Genomic DNA, 15770 nt, shown 5'->3' with positions numbered 1-15770 from the left:
TTTGTTCATTCGAGGCAATCAAACTCAGCTCCCACCAACCTTGGATTGCATGGCCGCCCGGATGCCCTCATCGGTATGCAGGTACTCCCCAGGCTCCTCCATCGAGTCAACGCCATAGAGGTACATGATTCCGTCCCAAATGCGTTTTTTTTCCGACTCCGGAACGAAGATCAAAGAGCCCGTTTCTGACTGCTGCACGAGCCCATAGGCCCAGCGATCAGCCGCTTCTCTCGTCATCCGACCAGCAAGCACCTCACGAAAGACACCACGCACAGATTCAAGGTCGATTTCCACTTACCAACTCCCGACGTAGTTGCCATTGCTGTCAAAGCGATAGTGCGTTTTGGTGCCGTTGTTCAACTCCGGACGAACCTGACGAACAGTACCAGCATGGTCAACGGTTTCATGCCAACCGCGCGAGCCACCCGATGCGGGATTGAATTCATGAACATACCGGCGACCAGCCATTTCACCAGCCTTGTTGGCAGGTTGCACCTCACCGTAATAACGGAAGCGCCCGTTTTCGAGTTGCTTGACCCCGTCCGCACCGTACTTCTCAGCGTACCCGAGGTGACTCGACAAATCAGCAGCCTGCTTTGAACTCTGCGCTGCGCCCTTTGCCGCAACGTCCATTCCCTCTCTTGCCGCCTTAATCGCCAGCCCCGCACCCCCCGGCACTCCCGGCAAGGCCAAGGCAACACCGTCAGCAATCAAGCCTCCTAGATCGACCGTGGCAGCAGTCCAATTGCCCTGTTTGATGTTATCCACCAAACTGTATGAGCCCACCACCATCCCTGGCAAAGCCAGGAGAGCATCCTCCGCCCACTGCCCGTTAGGGTCAACATACCTCACCGGGTTGTTGTTCCCATACGCATACCGGTTGAAGCTGTGCAGGTTCCCGTCCTGGTAGTCCACCGGGTCGATACCCAGGAACCGCCCCACGGCCGAGTCGTAGTACCGCGCGCCGAAGTACTGCAGCCCCGTGGCCGCGTCTTGCTCCTTGCCGTGGAACCATTGCGATTGCTGCGCGCTGCCGGGGTCGTTCACCCAGCGCTCGCCGTAGGCGCGGTAGCTTTCCTTCCACACCACCGCGCCGGTGCTGCTGGTGGCCGCCAGCGGGCTGCCGCTGATGTCGCCGTGGATGTAGGTGATGGTTTCCGTCGCTGCGCGGGCCGGGCCCGCCGCCAGCAGCATGGCGCCCAGGATCAGTGCCATCAGGGCCTGCAGCCAGGGCCCTGTGCGGCCTGCTTGTCGTTTGCTGTGCGAGTTCATGAAGCCTCCCTGTTCAGTGGGTTGTGCGGCTCAGCCGCGCTTGCTGGTGGCGCGCAGGGATGCAGCCCCTACGAGGGAGGCCAGGATCACCAGGCCCCATTGCGAGAGCGTGGGGATGCCGACCGCGTCGCCTGCCGCCTTGGGCTGCACGGCGGTCTGCGGATGCGGCTGGGGTGGGCTGTAGCTGGCCAGCACGGTGGTTCGCTCCTGGTCAGCCTTGCGCTGGGCCAGTACCGCCGCAGGAACCTGCGCGGCTTCGCCGCGGTCGAGCAGGGCCAGGTGCCGCGGCGCCCCGCGCTCGCAGCCGCCTCCGCTCATAACCGACACCATGGCCTTGCCGGTTTGGGCCTTGGGAATGTGCAGTAGCTGATAGGGCTGCTTCGCCGACTCCATGTTGGCTGGGTGCGGCCTTATTTATTTAAAACCTCCGTGATAATCCCTTGGGCTACACTCCTACCCTCCCACAAAAAAATTTTGAGACCGGGCTTCATGTTTGGCATGGCTTTATCACGATACAAAAACTTCACCGGCACTTCATAAAACTCACCCAACTCAAGGCATCGGCCATTCAGAAGTAATCGGCAATCAAAACCATCACCGTTTACAAACAAAGGGCATGAGTAAGTCTCGCCCTGAACGGCCCCATCACGTCCGCCTTCAGATTTTGGAATAAAACGCACATTAATAATAATATCGGGCTGCATTGTTAGAAACCCCTAGGTGGCAAGACGCTATGATCCATAACATTCGGCACCAGTCCTTTTAGACGATCCGAGGGAAGAACCCATGCAGGAATTCCACCATCAACCGATACGGGCGAAATTCCATTTAAAGAATTTTTTGACACTTGAGTTCCAACTGTGGTGTACGGAGCATCCCCAAATGCCTTGACAGCCTGTTTTGCATAAGCTGACGCCTCAGCTGCCGATGTCGTAAAATATTTACCCTCAATACCAGAAATATTTGTAAACCCCCCCGTTTTATTAATACTTGCCAGCTCTGCAGGGCCTACAGCGCGATAGAGCGTCGTCATTCCCGCTGTGGCATCCCCTCTCAGGACTCCAACACCTAGACTTACCAAGGATTTCAGTCCGGGGGCTCCTGCAGCCAAACTAAGTGCATTGACAGCAAGCGCCCCCGTTTCTGTAGGCGGCTGAAATCCCGGCACCATGTTAACTGTACGTGGTCCAATATTGCCTTGGTTGTCGGCAAGTATCATCGTCCTTTGCTCATAGGACTGATTGCCGTCAGGATCCGCATACCTCACCGGATTGTTGTTCCCATACGCATACCGGTTGAAGCTGTGCAGGTTCCCGTCCTGGTAGTCCACCGGGTCGATACCCAGGAACCGCCCCACGGCCGAGTCGTAGTACCGCGCGCCGAAGTACTGCAGCCCCGTGGCCGCGTCTTGCTCCTTGCCGTGGAACCATTGCGATTGCTGCGCGCTGCCGGGGTCGTTCACCCAGCGCTCGCCGTAGGCGCGGTAGCTTTCCTTCCACACCACCGCCCCGGTGGCGTTGGTGGCGGCCAGCGGGCTGCCGCTGATGTCACCGTGGATGTAGGTGATGGTTTCCGTCGCTGCACGGGCCGGGCCCGCCGCCAGCAGCATGGCGCCCAGGATCAGTGCCATCAGGGCCTGCAGCCAGGACCCTGTGCGGCCTGCTTGTCGTTTGCTGTGCGAGTTCATGAAGCCTCCCTGTTCAGTGGGTTGTGCGGCTCAGCCGCGCTTGCTGGTGGCGCGCAGGGATGCGGCCCCTACGAGGGAGGCCAGGATCACCAGGCCCCATTGCGAGAGCGTGGGGATGCCGACCGCATCGCCTGCCGCCTTGGGCTGCACGGCGGTCTGCTGATGCAGCTGGGGTGGGCTGTAGCTGGCCAGCACGGTGGTTCGCTCCTGATCGGCCTTGCGCTGGGCCAGTACCGCCGCAGGAACCTGCGCGGCTTCGCCGCGGTCGAGCAGGGCCAGGTTCTGCAGGTTGCCGCCGCGCCCCGCGCCGGGCCGCCCCGTGGAGGGGGTGCCGGGCTGTTCGGACAAGGGCGATGGCGCAGGCCGTGCGCCTGGGCCTTGCGTGCAGCCTGCGCCGCCCCGCGCGACGCTGGCACGGTCTGCGGCGGCTTCAGGCAGCACTACCTCGCAGCCGCCTCCGCTCATGACCGGCGCCATGGCCTTGCCGGTTTGGGCCTTGGGGATCTGCAGCAGCTGATTGGGTTCCTGGGGCGACTCCTTGGCGGCTGGGTGCGCGGGAGGCCGCATGACGCTGGCCTGGCCCTGCGCCGTGGCCAGCATGGGCAGCGTGCCCAGGGCCAGCAGCAGCCCTGCCTGGGGCAACCACATGCGGGCCGAGGTCAAGGTGTGCAGGCGCAGGCTGCGGTGAGGGTTCACGTGCTTGTTCATGGTTCGTCCTTCCTGTGCGTTTGCTCGACCTGCGGTCATTCGACAACGTGGCGCTGCGCCACTTGGCGGCGGCCCAGATAGATGTGTTCCTTGCGCTCCACGCCGGGCACCAGGGTTTGCAGTAGCAGGCCTTGCTTGCTGTGCAGGTACTGGGTGGTGCTTGCGCCTTTGCTGGTCTGCACGCGCAGGTTGTCGCCGTCGTAGGCGTGCTGTGTGGGAGTGGCCGCGCTGCAGGCAACGCAGCGCAGGTTGTTGGCGCGGTCGTGGCCGAATGTCCAGGCGCCGTCATCGCGGACGTTGCCTGCGGAGTCGTACAGGTAGGCCCGGCCCACGCCGCCGCCCGTCACGCCCGAGAGCAGGCCCGTGCCGGACGCATAGGCATAGGCGCGCAGGGAGGAAGGCTGCTGCACGTAGGTCAGGTTGCCCGTGGCGTCGTAGTAGTACTCGCGCCAGCCAGCCACGTCGGCATCCACCACGATCCGGTTCAGGCTGTCGTATTGGTAGTAGCGGGCATAGAGGTCATCCACTGCGTCTTCAATGTCGGTGACGTTGCCGATCGGGTCGTAGCTGTAGGTGCTGTGCACGATGCCGGTGCCCGAGCGCGACACTTGCAGCGTGGATGGCCACTGGCGGTCATTGAGGCCCATGGAGGTGACCACGCCGTTGGCATAGTGCAGCTCGCTGGGCATGCCGTTGGGGTGGTAGTTCACTTCATGCACATAGGGCAGCACTTTGCGCGCCCGGCCAAACGCATCCGGGTGGTACTGCACCAGCAGGCCCGAGGGATAGGTGATGGTGGACAGGGCCTCATTGGTGTTGTAGCCATAGGCCACGTTCTGGCTCGCCACACCGCTGCCCGTGATGGCCAGTGTTTCCTGCGTGAGCTTGTCGCCATCGTCGTAGCTGAAGCTGCGCACCACGCTGCCTGCGCCGCTGCCGCTGGTGATGCCTGTCACCAGGTCATTGCCGTTGTAGGTGCGGGTGACGTCGGGGGCCTTGGCGACGCTGGGGTTTTCAGAGGCCGGATAGGTGACCGTTGTCAGGCGGTTGCGGGCGTCGTAGGTGAAGCTGGTGGCAGGCTGTCCGCTGATACCCTTGCTGGTCATGTTGCCCAATGCGTCACGCCCGAAGGTTGTCGTACCTGTCTCGGGGTCGATGCGCGAGGTCAGGTAGTAGCGGCTGTCATAGCCATAGGTGCGCGTCTTGCCGCCCATGGTGACGGTGGTGGGCTGGCCCAGCAGGTCACGGGTCGTGCTCACGTCGTAGTCTGTATACAGGCCGGCGCTGGTGATTTCACCGGCGACAGAGCGCAGGGGCTGCTGTTCGTCGGGGTTGCCGAAGGCCCGGTACCAAACCAGCGAGGCGCGGTTCGTGGTGTCGTAGCGCAGCACCTGCAGACTGTCGTAGGAGGCCCGCTCGATCAGGTTGGCGCTGTTGGTGCCAGCCGGGTTGCCGTGCAGTGTCTGGATCACGCGGCCCAGCGTGTCGTAGCGGAATCCGGTGCCCTTGGTGCTGTTGGGGTAGGACTGGTACAGGCGCCGCCCCAGCATGTCGTAGCTGGAGTTGACCCACACCGGTGTTTCGCCCAGCGCGCTGACTTCGCGCCGCAACTGGCGGCCCAGGCCGTCAAGCGTTGACGTGTCAGTCATGCCGCCGCGCTGCACCACGCGGGACGTGGGGTTCCAGGTGACCGACACGGGGTTGCCCGCGGGCGGGGTGATGGCGGTAATGCGATTCAACGAGTCGTAGGCGTAGCTGGTGGTCTTGCCCCGGCCGTTGGTGACGGAGGTGACGTTGCCTGCGGCATCCACCGTGCGTGCGATGGACACGCTCTCCGGCTGGGCCTCGGTGCGGGCGGTGCCGCGCATGTAGCTATCCAGCGTCGTGACCTGGCCCTTGGCATTGGTCTTGGTGTTCACGTCGCCCGTGCCGTGGTAGGTAAATGTGGTGGGCACGCCTGCGACGGTCTGAGAGAGCACGTTGCCGTTGGTATCGAACACGCGCGAGGTGGCATGGGTTTGGGCATCCACCGTGACGGTTGAACCACTCACTTGGCGCAGCAGCCACTTGCCGGTATTGACGGCGTAGGTCAGGCTGGTTTGCCGGGTGTAGGTGCGGTCGTCGTTGTTGGTGCCCGTCTCGGTGATCAGCGATGGGTTGCCATAGCTGTCGTAGCCCGACTTGACGACGGAGAATGTCTCACCCGGGCGAGCGTGGATTTGCTGGCTGGTGAAGGTTGTCTCCGGGTAGCGGTAGCTGCTCGAAAACATGAACGACACCACATCCTGCTGGGTGGAGATCGGAAAATCCGTATAGCCGAGCAGCAGGTTTTCATCTTCGCTGACCGTCCCGATCAGCCGCCCCACATCGGTGGGTGCAGAAACGCGCACGGAATGCAGGCCCAGATGGAAATGCTCCTTGGTCTTGCCCAGCGGGTCGGTCACGGTCGTCACGTTCACCTGCGAGCGAACCGGTGGCGGAACGGTGTAGGAGTAGCTGTACGTGCTGCCGCTGAGCGTCCAGGGCAATTCGTCCGTGGCCACCTCATAGGCCCAGGTCCATGTGCCTGTTTGAGCATCAGGCGTGTTGGTTTTAGCCGTTTTGCCCACCACCACGGTGCTGTTGCCGGTGCGCGGCGTACCGGCCTTGAAATTGACATCGCCATAGGTGTAGTCAATGCTGCCGCCGCTGGGGTATTCGATGCGGCTCATCGAGCCCAGGCCAGGCGATGCCGAACGGTACGCATAGTTCCAAGACAGACCATCGGGCCGCTGCACCTTCGTGAGAAACGGATGCCCCGCAATGGCGCTGCCGACCGTGTACTGCCAGACACGGCCGGTCATGTCGTCGGTAATGCTGGAGAGCGTAGAGCCGCTGTAGCCAAAGGTCACCGAACGGCCGTCGCTGGTGGTGATCTTGTCGAGCGTGTAATTGCCGTAGGGCAGGAACTTGTAGGTCAGGTTGAACCAGTTGCCATTGCGATCGATGATGCGCGTGGCATAGAAGGCGCGCTGCATGCTGCCGGGTTCGCCGAATGTGTGGCCGATGCCCGCCATCTCGTAGGTGGTGCCATCGGGCGACTTCACGTGCAGGTAGCCGCTCACGCACTTGGCGCGCCAGAAATCCTTGGTGAGCCAGGTGGTGGTGGAGCCGCCGTCGTCGTGCTCGTACAGAATATGCCTGCTGCCGTCGGGCAGTTCGAGCACGGGGTTGGCTGAAGCCGTCGCCCAGGAGGCAGAACAGATTGCCTTGCTGGCACCGCGGATCACCCTGCCCATGTGCAGCGTCCAGCCCAGGCCCACCGGGCTGTATTCGTAGGTGCTCCAGGTTGCGGGGGTGGTGAGTGGATCATCGATGCTGCTATAGGCGCGCTGAATCACCAAATCCATGCCGCCGTTGCCAGGAATGCGCAGATCGGTGAAGTAATACTGCAGTGTGCCGCTGAAGGTATTGATTACCTCATGGGCCGACTGCGCTTCAGCCCCTTGCACGGTGGGCAGGCCTTTTTGCTGGAAATAGTCGGGAATACTGGGCAGGCTGCTTTCATCCGTGCCTTGGGCCCAGGCCGCTGGTACCCAAAAGGCAACAGTACTTGCAATCAGGGTAGCCGGCAGGCTCTGACGGAGCCATTTACGCCAAGGAGATGGCATGGCGCCATTGCGGCGCATGGGCCGTAATAATCTGTGCAACATTATTTCCTCCTGGATTCCTACGAAGCAATTCATCGAGGCGCAATACCTCCGATGAGGGAGCAGCCAGGCAACTGGGGCCCAGCCTTTATTCAGGTCGCCAAGAAGATTATGTTTTTACCGGCTTGGCAAGAGAACTATTGTTTGGTGTAGTTGACGCACTCACCAAAACATGCTCTGGTTTGCGCCAAGGCCCCTCATTGGAATGTCAAGCGCAGGTTGTGCCTTGGACTTCAATCCAGCACGCAAGTACCTGGCGCCCACCAACCATGACCGGTGGCCCTGCTCGGTGGGCCATGAATCCGGTATTCCGCAAGAGCCGCTCCACCCCCAGCGGCGAAACGGTGATGAGACGCTCAGCGCCCAGTGACGAGGCTGCCGCAAAGGTAGCCCGGAGCAGTTGCAGCGTGAGGGTCGATGAAAACTGCCCCAGTGGCCCGGGTGAGTCTCCGCTGAAATCCACCGCTGCGAAGCGTGACAGTTCCCAAATCACAGAACTCTTGGGGACGGGTACGCCTTCCATGAGCTGGGGGAAAACTTCGCCAAGGAGGTAGGGCCGATGGGTTGGCAGCAATCTGGCTGTACCGATAATATTGGCGCAGGTGTCCTCGGCAACTACGTAAACCGTATCCTCCCGGTCAAACTGATCCAGTTCCAGCCCATCCCGGCAATCGAGTTGCCATCCGAGCTTTTCGACGAATACTCGGTGCCGATAGGCGGCCATCTTTGTCATCGAGACTTGATCCAGGTCTTGGAGTGTGCCTGATATGAATTGCATGCTGATTCCTTCATGGTGGCTAGTCCTTGGGACATTCCACCGAATCAAGCGCATTTCCAGAACTACCCGACTGTGCAGTTGACAAGCTCGAAAACCTGCTCCAGACCTCACCCTGCCATGGGAGGGCATCAATCACGGTCGTGAATATTTCCAGACTCTCCAGCCACCCATAGGCATGCCCTTGGCCATCGACCAGCATGATCTTGGCAGTCCCATGCGAACCAAGGCAAGCACTGCTCTGCCGGCCATGGAAGCCCAGTCCCAGCCAAGCGATATTGCCCAGAAATCAAGACTGCACCACTCCGAAAATCCCGAAGCCAGGCACCAGCTGCCGGTCAAATGTGGTGCGGGCTCCGGGCACAGACCGAAAAAAAGTGAACTTGGATGCCAGCTTGGAACCAAGGTCGATACGCAAAAAACCGTCACAGTGCAGGTTGTTACGCAGCATGATCGCTACCATCCCTTGGTCATATCTCTGTATCTGAACCCTGGAGGCTCAATCCAGCAATCCCAAGTATGCTGCATGTGCCACCGCAGCAGCCCTGTTTGCGACGTTCAGTTTTTCCAAGACTTTACGCGTGTGAAATCTCACCGTGTCCGGCGATATCAGCAAAATTTCGGAAATGACAGGGATGGTCTTCCCTGCTGCAGTCCATATCAAAACTTCTCTCTCCCGATCCGTCAACTCCTGGGCCAAGGGAGACATGATGCGCCTTGCATCCACAAGACGCAGAAAGCCTGTATGGGCGATGCTGGCAAGCCAGTGCATGCACACGCTATTTTTTTCCAATTCATATTGGGTGAATGACTCGACCGATCTTGCAAGACTCAGCATCCCAGCAATGCCATTTCGCGTCGGACTCGACTGCGCCCATCCGACACGAAGGCCTGCATGCTGCGCCTCGTCCCACAACTGAGGAGTAGAAGCAAAGACTTCATTGCTCCATACCACCGGCCGGTGAGACCTGACGCCATGCACCACAGTCGGGTCTTGATCCAAATAGCCCATTTCTGCATACCGCGCACACCATTGCGCTGGATAATTGTTGATCAAGAAATATTTCGGCCTGGATGCTGGAAGTGCAAGGCGCATACCATATGCGCAATACTCAAACCCAATAGTTTTCGCGGCGTGAAGAATTGCGTCAAAAAATTCCTGCTCTGATTTGGCATTCGCAGAAGCGCCCAGGACGTTTTCAACCCAATTCAGCATTCATCCAGCTTTATGAAGATGTTCTGGCGAGCAACCCATAACCTTCTTATCATATTTTTGCAAACTCTCTTGATTACTGGGCATCTTGTAAAATATCCAGCATGAGCGCGCGGGCAATGGCCGATTGGAGATTTGGTGCATGCAGCTTTGTTATGGAATTTGCCGTGTGGAAGCGCACCGTTGCCAGAGATATTCCCAGAATCTGCGCAATGTCCTTCCCCGTCTTTCCATCGGCAGCCCATCGAAGAATCTCAACTTCTCGACTGGACAATGGTGATGAGAATTCCTTCAAGATTTGGGAACGCATGGACTGGAGCATGAATTTGTGCGCCAGTTCCAATAGCGCATTCATCTCCCGCTCCTTGGCTCGCAGCTCTGTATCCTCCACAGGGGAACTCGAACGTGCAAATGTGAGCATGCTGACGATGCCAAGGCTATCGCGACTGGACTGGGAGCAGCCTTCCTTCAAGCCAAAAGATTGTGCCTCATCCCACATCTCCTCAGCCCCCTCAAAAAGCTGGTCGTTCCAGGCGATAGGTCGTCGCTGACCAAGACAAAGTGCAACCGATGGGTCGATTCGATGGTAACCCTGATCGACATACCGTTGCTCCCACGCCTGGGGATAGCTGGTCACAAGTGCAACGCGCGGACGGGTCAACGGCAGTGGAAATCGCGTGCCTATGGCCCAATACTCGAACTCAAGAAGCGTTGCCATCCGGGATAGGCAAGCCGTCAATTCCAGCGTCGATTGCGGCACTTCATCTGATACCCAAGAGATTGGACGTGACATGTTTGCCCTCCCATCGCGTTGGAGTTGGAGCAAGCCCATAGGCGCTGGCCTGTCTCCTCATGCCTTGCTTCTGCCGGTCAACTTACACGCAAACCATATATTTCCATTGACCCATATCAATAAAATAAACAAGGTTGAAGTGATTTCCGAAATTCAAAGTGGTGGCGAAAGAGAGCCAGAGTGCTGAATGAAAAATGATATAGGCTAAATATATCTTCCTAGCCCATGATATGTCCCGTCGCTGCCCTATCTCACAAGACCCCCCCACGAACCGTGGCGGCAAGTTGCTGACCCAGCCGTTGCTCAATGACCGGCTTCCACGGCATGAAGCTGAATGCCTTGCCGTCATTGAGCATGGCGTAGCGCCCGCTGGCGAGCATGACGCTGCGCCGGTAGACTTCAGCGCAGTCCAGCGAAGTGCCAGACCGGGGTCAGCGTGAAATAAAAAAGCCCGCAGGCGCGAGCCTGCGGGCTGTCGGGCGGGTAGCGGCGCTTACTTGACGTCGCGGCGCGGCGAGCCGGTGAAGAGCTGGCGCGGGCGGCCGATCTTGTACTCGGGGTCGCTGATCATCTCGTTGAGCTGGGCGATCCAGCCCACGGTGCGGGCCAGCGCGAAGATGCCGGTGAACAGCTTGGTCGGGATGCCGATGGCGCGCTGCACGATGCCGGAGTAGAAGTCCACGTTCGGGTAGAGCTTGCGCTGTACGAAGTAGTCGTCTTCCAGGGCGATCTTCTCCAGCTGCTTGGCCAGGGCGAACAGCGGGTCGTTCTCCAGGCCCAGTTCCTTGAGCACTTCGTCGCAGGTTTCCTGCATGAGCTTGGCGCGCGGGTCGTAGTTCTTGTACACGCGGTGGCCGAAACCCATGAGCTTGACGCCGGAGTTCTTGTCCTTGACCTTCTCCATGAACTCGCCGACCTTGGCCACGCCGCCCATGGCCTGGATCTCTTCCAGCATGTTCAGGCAGGCTTCGTTGGCGCCGCCGTGGGCGGGGCCCCACAGGCACGCCACGCCGGCGGCGATGGCGGCGAACGGATTGGTGCCCGAGGAGCCGCACAGGCGCACGGTGGAGGTGGAGGCGTTCTGCTCGTGGTCGGCGTGCAGGATGAAGATGCGGTCCATCGCCTTTTCCAGCACCGGGTTGACCTTGTAGTCCTCGCACGGCGTGCCGAACATCATGCGCAGGAAGTTGCCGGCGTACGACAGGTCGTTACGCGGGTACATGAAGGGCTCGCCCTTGCCGTACTTGTAGGCCATGGCCACCAGCGTGGGCATCTTGGAGATCAGGCGGATAGCCGCGATGTGGCGGTGCTCGGGGTTATTGATGTCGGTGCTGTCGTGGTAGAAGGCCGACATGGCGCCCACCAGGCCGGTCAGCACGGCCATGGGGTGGGCGTCGCGGCGGAAACCGCGCAGGAAGAACTGCATCTGCTCGTGCACCATGGTGTGCTTGAGCACGAGCTTGTGGAAGTCGGTGCGCTGCGTTTCGTTCGGCAGCTCGCCGTTGAGCAGCAGGTAGCAGGTGTCGAGGTAGTCGCACTTGGTGGCGAGCTGCTCGATGGGGTAGCCGCGGTACAGCAGCTCGCCCTTGTCGCCGTCGATGTAGGTGATGGACGACTGGCAGGCCGCCGTCGAGAGGAAGCCGGGGTCGTAGGTGAACATGCCCGTTTGGCCGTACAGCTTGCGGATGTCGATGACGTCCGGGCCGATGCTGCCGTGGTACATGGGCAGGTCGATGCTCGCACTGCCGTTGCTGAACGAGAGCGTTGCTTTGTTGTCAGCCAGTTTCATTGCCAGTTTCCTTCCTAGGGGATTTACGGGTTAAGCCAGTTGAGCCGGTGCCGCGGGCGGGCGGCGCATAAGCTCCAGCACCTGCCTGACTTGCGGCGTGTCGAGGTCGCCCGAGGGCTCCTTGCGCCGGAGCAGGAGGTCGAGCAGGTCGTTGTCGGCCAGATCCATCAAGGCGACCAGACCCTGCGCCTGCGCGCGGGTCAGGCCATTTCCATGGGCCGCGAAGAATTGCTCGATGAACAGGTCGTTCTCGACCAGGCCGCGGCGGCTGCGCCAGCGCAGGACGCCGCGTTCCCGTTCGTCGAGCAGTTGATCGTCCACCATGGCGTCAGAGGGCGCGGCGGGCCATCAATTCCTTGATCTTGCCAATCGCGCGGGTGGGGTTCAGGCCCTTCGGGCACACGTCGACGCAGTTCATGATGCTGTGGCAGCGGAACAGGCGGTACGGGTCCTGCAGGTTGTCCAGGCGGTCGCCCGTGGCTTCGTCGCGGCTGTCTGCGATGAAGCGGTAGGCCTGCAGCAGGCCGGCCGGGCCGACGAACTTGTCGGGGTTCCACCAGAAGCTGGGGCAGCTGGTCGAGCAGCTGGCGCACAGGATGCACTCGTACAGGCCGTTGAGCTCCTCGCGCTCCTCGGGCGACTGCAGGCGCTCCTTGAACGGCGACACGGGGGTCTCGTTCTGCAGGTAGGGCTTGATCGAGTGGTACTGCTTGAAGAACTGCGTCATGTCCACGATCATGTCGCGGATCACCGGCAGGCCGGGCAGCGGCTTGAGAACGATGGTGCCCGGCAGGGTGTTCATGTTCGTCAGGCAGGCCAGGCCGTTCTTGCCGTTGATGTTCATCGCGTCGGAACCGCACACGCCTTCGCGGCACGAGCGGCGGAAGGAGATGGTGGGATCCTGCTTCTTCAGCTTCACCAGGGCGTCCAGCAGCATGCGCTCGTGGCCGTCGAGCTCGATCTCGACGGTCTGCATGTAGGGCTTGCTGTCCTTGTCCGGGTCGTAGCGGTAGATTTGGAAAGTGCGCTTCATGTTGGTTTCTCGTGGGGCTACGGTTAGAAGGTGCGGACCTTGGGCGGAACGCTGTCCACCGTCAGCGGCTTGAGGTTCACGGGCTTGTAGGTCAGGCTGTTGTCGGCGCTGTGCCACAGCGTGTGCTTCATCCACTCCTTGTCGTTGCGGCCCAGCGGGCACTCGGGGTGGTCGGCCGGGTGCTCGTAGTCGTAGACGGTGTGGGCGCCGCGGCATTCGTGGCGCGCGGCGGCCGAGGTCATGGTGGCCTGGGCGACTTCGATCAGGTTGTCCACTTCCAGCGCTTCCATGCGCGCGGTGTTCCAGACCTTGGACTTGTCCTGCAGCGTGACGGAGGACACGCGGTCGCGGATGGCGTTGATCTTCACCACGCCTTCGTCCATGCCCTTTTGCGTGCGGAACACGCCGGCGTGCTGCTGCATGCTGGCGCGGATGTCGCCCGCGATGTCCTGCGCGTAGGTGCCTTCCTTGGAGTCCTGCAGCTGGTTCAGGCGCACCAGGGTACGGTCGGCGCCGTCGGCCGGCATGGGCTGGTGGTCGCCGTAGCCGTTCACGTACTGCACGATGTGCTTGCCGGCGGACTTGCCGAACACCAGCAGGTCGAGCAGCGAGTTCGTGCCCAGGCGGTTGGCGCCGTGCACCGACACGCACGAGCACTCGCCCACGGCGTACAGGCCGTTGACGATCCTGTTTTCCACGCCATCGTGCACCACCACCTGGCCGTTGATGTTGGTCGGGATGCCGCCCATCTGGTAGTGGATGGTGGGCACCACGGGGATCGGTTCCTTGGTGATGTCCACGTTGGCGAAGTTGTGGCCGATCTCTTCCACCGAGGGCAGGCGCTTGCGGATGGTGTCGGCGCCCAGGTGGTCCAGCTTCATCAGGATGTAGTCCTTGTTCGGACCGCAGCCCCGGCCTTCCTTGATCTCCTGGTCCATGGAGCGGGAGACAAAGTCGCGCGGCGCCAGATCCTTCAGCGTGGGCGCGTAGCGCTCCATGAAGCGCTCGCCATTGCTGTTGAGCAGGATGGCGCCTTCGCCGCGGCAGCCCTCGGTCAGCAGCACGCCCGCGCCGGCCACGCCGGTGGGGTGGAACTGCCAGAACTCCATGTCCTGCAGCGGGATGCCCGCGCGCGCGGCCATGCCCAGGCCGTCGCCGGTGTTGATGAAGGCGTTGGTCGATGCCGCGAAGATGCGGCCCGCGCCGCCCGTGGCCAGCAGCACGGCCTTGGCGTGCAGCTCGTACAGGTCGCCGGTTTCGAGTTCCAGTGCCGTGACGCCGACCACGTCGCCCTGGGTGTTGCGGATCAGGTCCAGCGCCATCCATTCGACGAAGAAGTTGGTCTTGGACTTGACGTTCTGCTGGTACAGCGTGTGCAGCATGGCGTGGCCCGTGCGGTCGGCCGCGGCGCAGGCGCGCTGCACGGGCTTCTCGCCGTAGTTGGCGGTGTGGCCGCCGAAGGGGCGCTGGTAGATGGAGCCGTCGGGGTTGCGGTCGAACGGCATGCCGAAGTGTTCCAGCTCGATCACCACGTTGGGCGCCTCGCGGCACATGAACTCGATGGCGTCCTGGTCACCGAGCCAGTCGGAGCCCTTGATGGTGTCGTAGAAGTGGTAGTGCCAGTTGTCCTCGCTCATGTTGCCCAGCGATGCGGACACGCCGCCCTGTGCGGCCACGGTGTGCGAGCGGGTGGGGAAGACCTTGGACAGGCAGGCCACGTTCAGGCCCGCGCGGGAGAGTTCGAGCGAGGCGCGCATGCCGGAGCCGCCGGCACCCACGATGACCACGTCGAACTTGCGCTTGGTGATGTTGGCTTTGGTATAGCTCATTGTTTTCTTTCAATCGCGGGGAATCAGAGGCGCCACAGGGTCTGGAAGCCCCAGCCGGTGCAGGCCAGCAGCCAGACGATGGTGAAGATGTAGAGGGCGAAGCGCAGGCCGTCGGCCTTGACGTAGTCCATCCACACGTTGCGCACGCCCACCCAGGCATGCCAGACCAGCGCCAGGATCACGGTGAAAGTGAGCACCTTCATCCACTGGGCGGCGAAGATGCCGGCCCACAGGTCGTAGCCGATGGGGCCCTTGCTGAACAGCACCTGCGCCAGCACGGCGAAGGTGAACAGGACGATCACGACGGCGGTGCCGCGCTGGACCAGCCAGTCGCGCACGCCGTAGTGGGCACCGACGACGGTGCGCTTGGAACCATAGGTCACGGACATGGTGTTTTTTCCTTCTATCGGGGGCGGGATCAGTACAGGCCGAACAACTTGGCGCCCAGCACGAGCGTCAGGCCCAGGCTCAGCACCAGCGTCACGACGGCCGACGTGCGGCCGAATTCCTTGCTGACGATGTGGTGGTCGATGTCCATCCACAGGTGGCGCAGGCCGGCGATCAGGTGGTGCAGGTAGGCCCAGATCAGGCCCAGCGCCACCAGCTTGACGAACCAGCCAGGCACGAAGCCCAGGCCTGCCGTGAAGGCCGCGCTGAACTGGGCGAACGAAATCTCGGACGACAGCGAGGTGTCGAACATCCACAGCACGAACGGCAGCAGCAGGAACATGATCATGCCGCTGATACGGTGCAGGATGGACACGATGCCCGCCAGGGGCAGGCGATAGGTCCTCACGTCGCGGAAGACATTGATGTTGCGGTACTCAGGCCGCTTCTTGGCAAGCTCGGTCATGGCAAGTGCTTTCTCGTGGATGTAACTGCGTTGTAATCGCCTGGAGGCGAACAGCCCAAAATTCTATTGCAACGCAATAAACAGGGGCTTACAAAGAGGGATGTTTTTGCGATAAGTCCGGTACATGCG

17 protein-coding genes and 1 pseudogene are annotated in these 15770 nt (G+C 61.2%); all 18 read right to left on the bottom strand.

Going from position 1 to position 15770, the window contains the following annotated elements; genetic code table 11:
• Positions 1 to 24 precede the first annotated feature (24 nt).
• Positions 25 to 294: a hypothetical protein gene (locus YS110_22215; protein UJB67277.1), complete on the bottom strand. Its 270-nt coding sequence runs from the start codon at positions 292 to 294 to the stop codon at positions 25 to 27.
• Entirely contained in the window at positions 295 to 1272 is a 978-nt protein-coding gene (locus tag YS110_22210; protein UJB67276.1) for an RHS domain-containing protein, read from the bottom strand. It lies immediately after the preceding gene.
• A gap of 30 nt (positions 1273 to 1302) precedes the next feature.
• Positions 1303 to 1665, bottom strand: coding sequence for an IPTL-CTERM sorting domain-containing protein (locus tag YS110_22205; protein UJB67275.1), 363 nt, complete (start codon positions 1663 to 1665; stop codon positions 1303 to 1305).
• Between the two features lie 17 nt (positions 1666 to 1682).
• Positions 1683 to 1976, bottom strand: a complete 294-nt coding sequence (locus YS110_22200) for a hypothetical protein (GenBank protein ID UJB67274.1) — start codon at positions 1974 to 1976, stop codon at positions 1683 to 1685.
• A 2-nt stretch (positions 1977 to 1978) separates the two neighbouring features.
• The gene (locus YS110_22195) at positions 1979 to 2959 is read right to left on the bottom strand and encodes an RHS domain-containing protein (GenBank protein UJB67273.1); all 981 of its coding nucleotides are present in this window, start codon (positions 2957 to 2959) and stop codon (positions 1979 to 1981) included.
• A 30-nt stretch (positions 2960 to 2989) separates the two neighbouring features.
• On the bottom strand, positions 2990 to 3667 hold the full coding sequence (locus YS110_22190; GenBank protein ID UJB67272.1) for an IPTL-CTERM sorting domain-containing protein: 678 nt from the start codon (positions 3665 to 3667) through the stop codon (positions 2990 to 2992).
• A 35-nt stretch (positions 3668 to 3702) separates the two neighbouring features.
• Positions 3703 to 7158, bottom strand: coding sequence for an RHS repeat protein (locus YS110_22185; GenBank protein UJB67271.1), 3456 nt, complete (start codon positions 7156 to 7158; stop codon positions 3703 to 3705).
• Between the two features lie 406 nt (positions 7159 to 7564).
• Positions 7565 to 8134: a GNAT family N-acetyltransferase gene (locus YS110_22180; GenBank protein ID UJB67270.1), complete on the bottom strand. Its 570-nt coding sequence runs from the start codon at positions 8132 to 8134 to the stop codon at positions 7565 to 7567.
• A gap of 286 nt (positions 8135 to 8420) precedes the next feature.
• The gene (locus tag YS110_22175; protein ID UJB67269.1) at positions 8421 to 8582 is read right to left on the bottom strand and encodes a hypothetical protein; all 162 of its coding nucleotides are present in this window, start codon (positions 8580 to 8582) and stop codon (positions 8421 to 8423) included.
• Positions 8583 to 8630: 48 nt separating this feature from the next.
• Positions 8631 to 9347 (bottom strand): LuxR family transcriptional regulator, encoded by a 717-nt coding sequence (locus YS110_22170; protein UJB67268.1) that lies wholly within the window; start codon positions 9345 to 9347, stop codon positions 8631 to 8633.
• Positions 9348 to 9420: 73 nt separating this feature from the next.
• Positions 9421 to 10137: an autoinducer binding domain-containing protein gene (locus YS110_22165; protein UJB67267.1), complete on the bottom strand. Its 717-nt coding sequence runs from the start codon at positions 10135 to 10137 to the stop codon at positions 9421 to 9423.
• Between the two features lie 82 nt (positions 10138 to 10219).
• Positions 10220 to 10535 (bottom strand): annotated as a pseudogene (locus YS110_22160) (DUF3363 domain-containing protein).
• Between the two features lie 95 nt (positions 10536 to 10630).
• A complete protein-coding gene (gene gltA / locus YS110_22155; GenBank protein ID UJB67266.1) occupies positions 10631 to 11926 on the bottom strand; it encodes a citrate (Si)-synthase in 1296 nt (431 codons plus the stop codon).
• Between the two features lie 30 nt (positions 11927 to 11956).
• Positions 11957 to 12250, bottom strand: coding sequence for a succinate dehydrogenase assembly factor 2 (locus tag YS110_22150; GenBank protein ID UJB67265.1), 294 nt, complete (start codon positions 12248 to 12250; stop codon positions 11957 to 11959).
• Between the two features lie 4 nt (positions 12251 to 12254).
• Positions 12255 to 12959 (bottom strand): succinate dehydrogenase iron-sulfur subunit, encoded by a 705-nt coding sequence (locus tag YS110_22145; protein UJB67264.1) that lies wholly within the window; start codon positions 12957 to 12959, stop codon positions 12255 to 12257.
• 23 nt (positions 12960 to 12982) lie between these two features.
• Complete coding sequence (locus YS110_22140) at positions 12983 to 14788, bottom strand: succinate dehydrogenase flavoprotein subunit (GenBank protein ID UJB67263.1); 1806 nt, start codon at positions 14786 to 14788, stop codon at positions 12983 to 12985.
• A gap of 23 nt (positions 14789 to 14811) precedes the next feature.
• On the bottom strand, positions 14812 to 15177 hold the full coding sequence (gene sdhD, locus YS110_22135; protein ID UJB67262.1) for a succinate dehydrogenase, hydrophobic membrane anchor protein: 366 nt from the start codon (positions 15175 to 15177) through the stop codon (positions 14812 to 14814).
• Between the two features lie 29 nt (positions 15178 to 15206).
• The gene (sdhC, locus tag YS110_22130) at positions 15207 to 15641 is read right to left on the bottom strand and encodes a succinate dehydrogenase, cytochrome b556 subunit (GenBank protein ID UJB67261.1); all 435 of its coding nucleotides are present in this window, start codon (positions 15639 to 15641) and stop codon (positions 15207 to 15209) included.
• Between the last annotated feature and the right edge of the window lie 129 nt (positions 15642 to 15770).

Origin of the sequence: Acidovorax sp. YS12 (genome assembly GCA_021496925.1) — a bacterium.
Classification (GTDB): domain Bacteria; phylum Pseudomonadota; class Gammaproteobacteria; order Burkholderiales; family Burkholderiaceae_C; genus Paenacidovorax.
The sequence above is the reverse complement of the archived record's forward strand: the minus strand, read 5'-3'. Positions and strand labels throughout refer to the sequence as shown.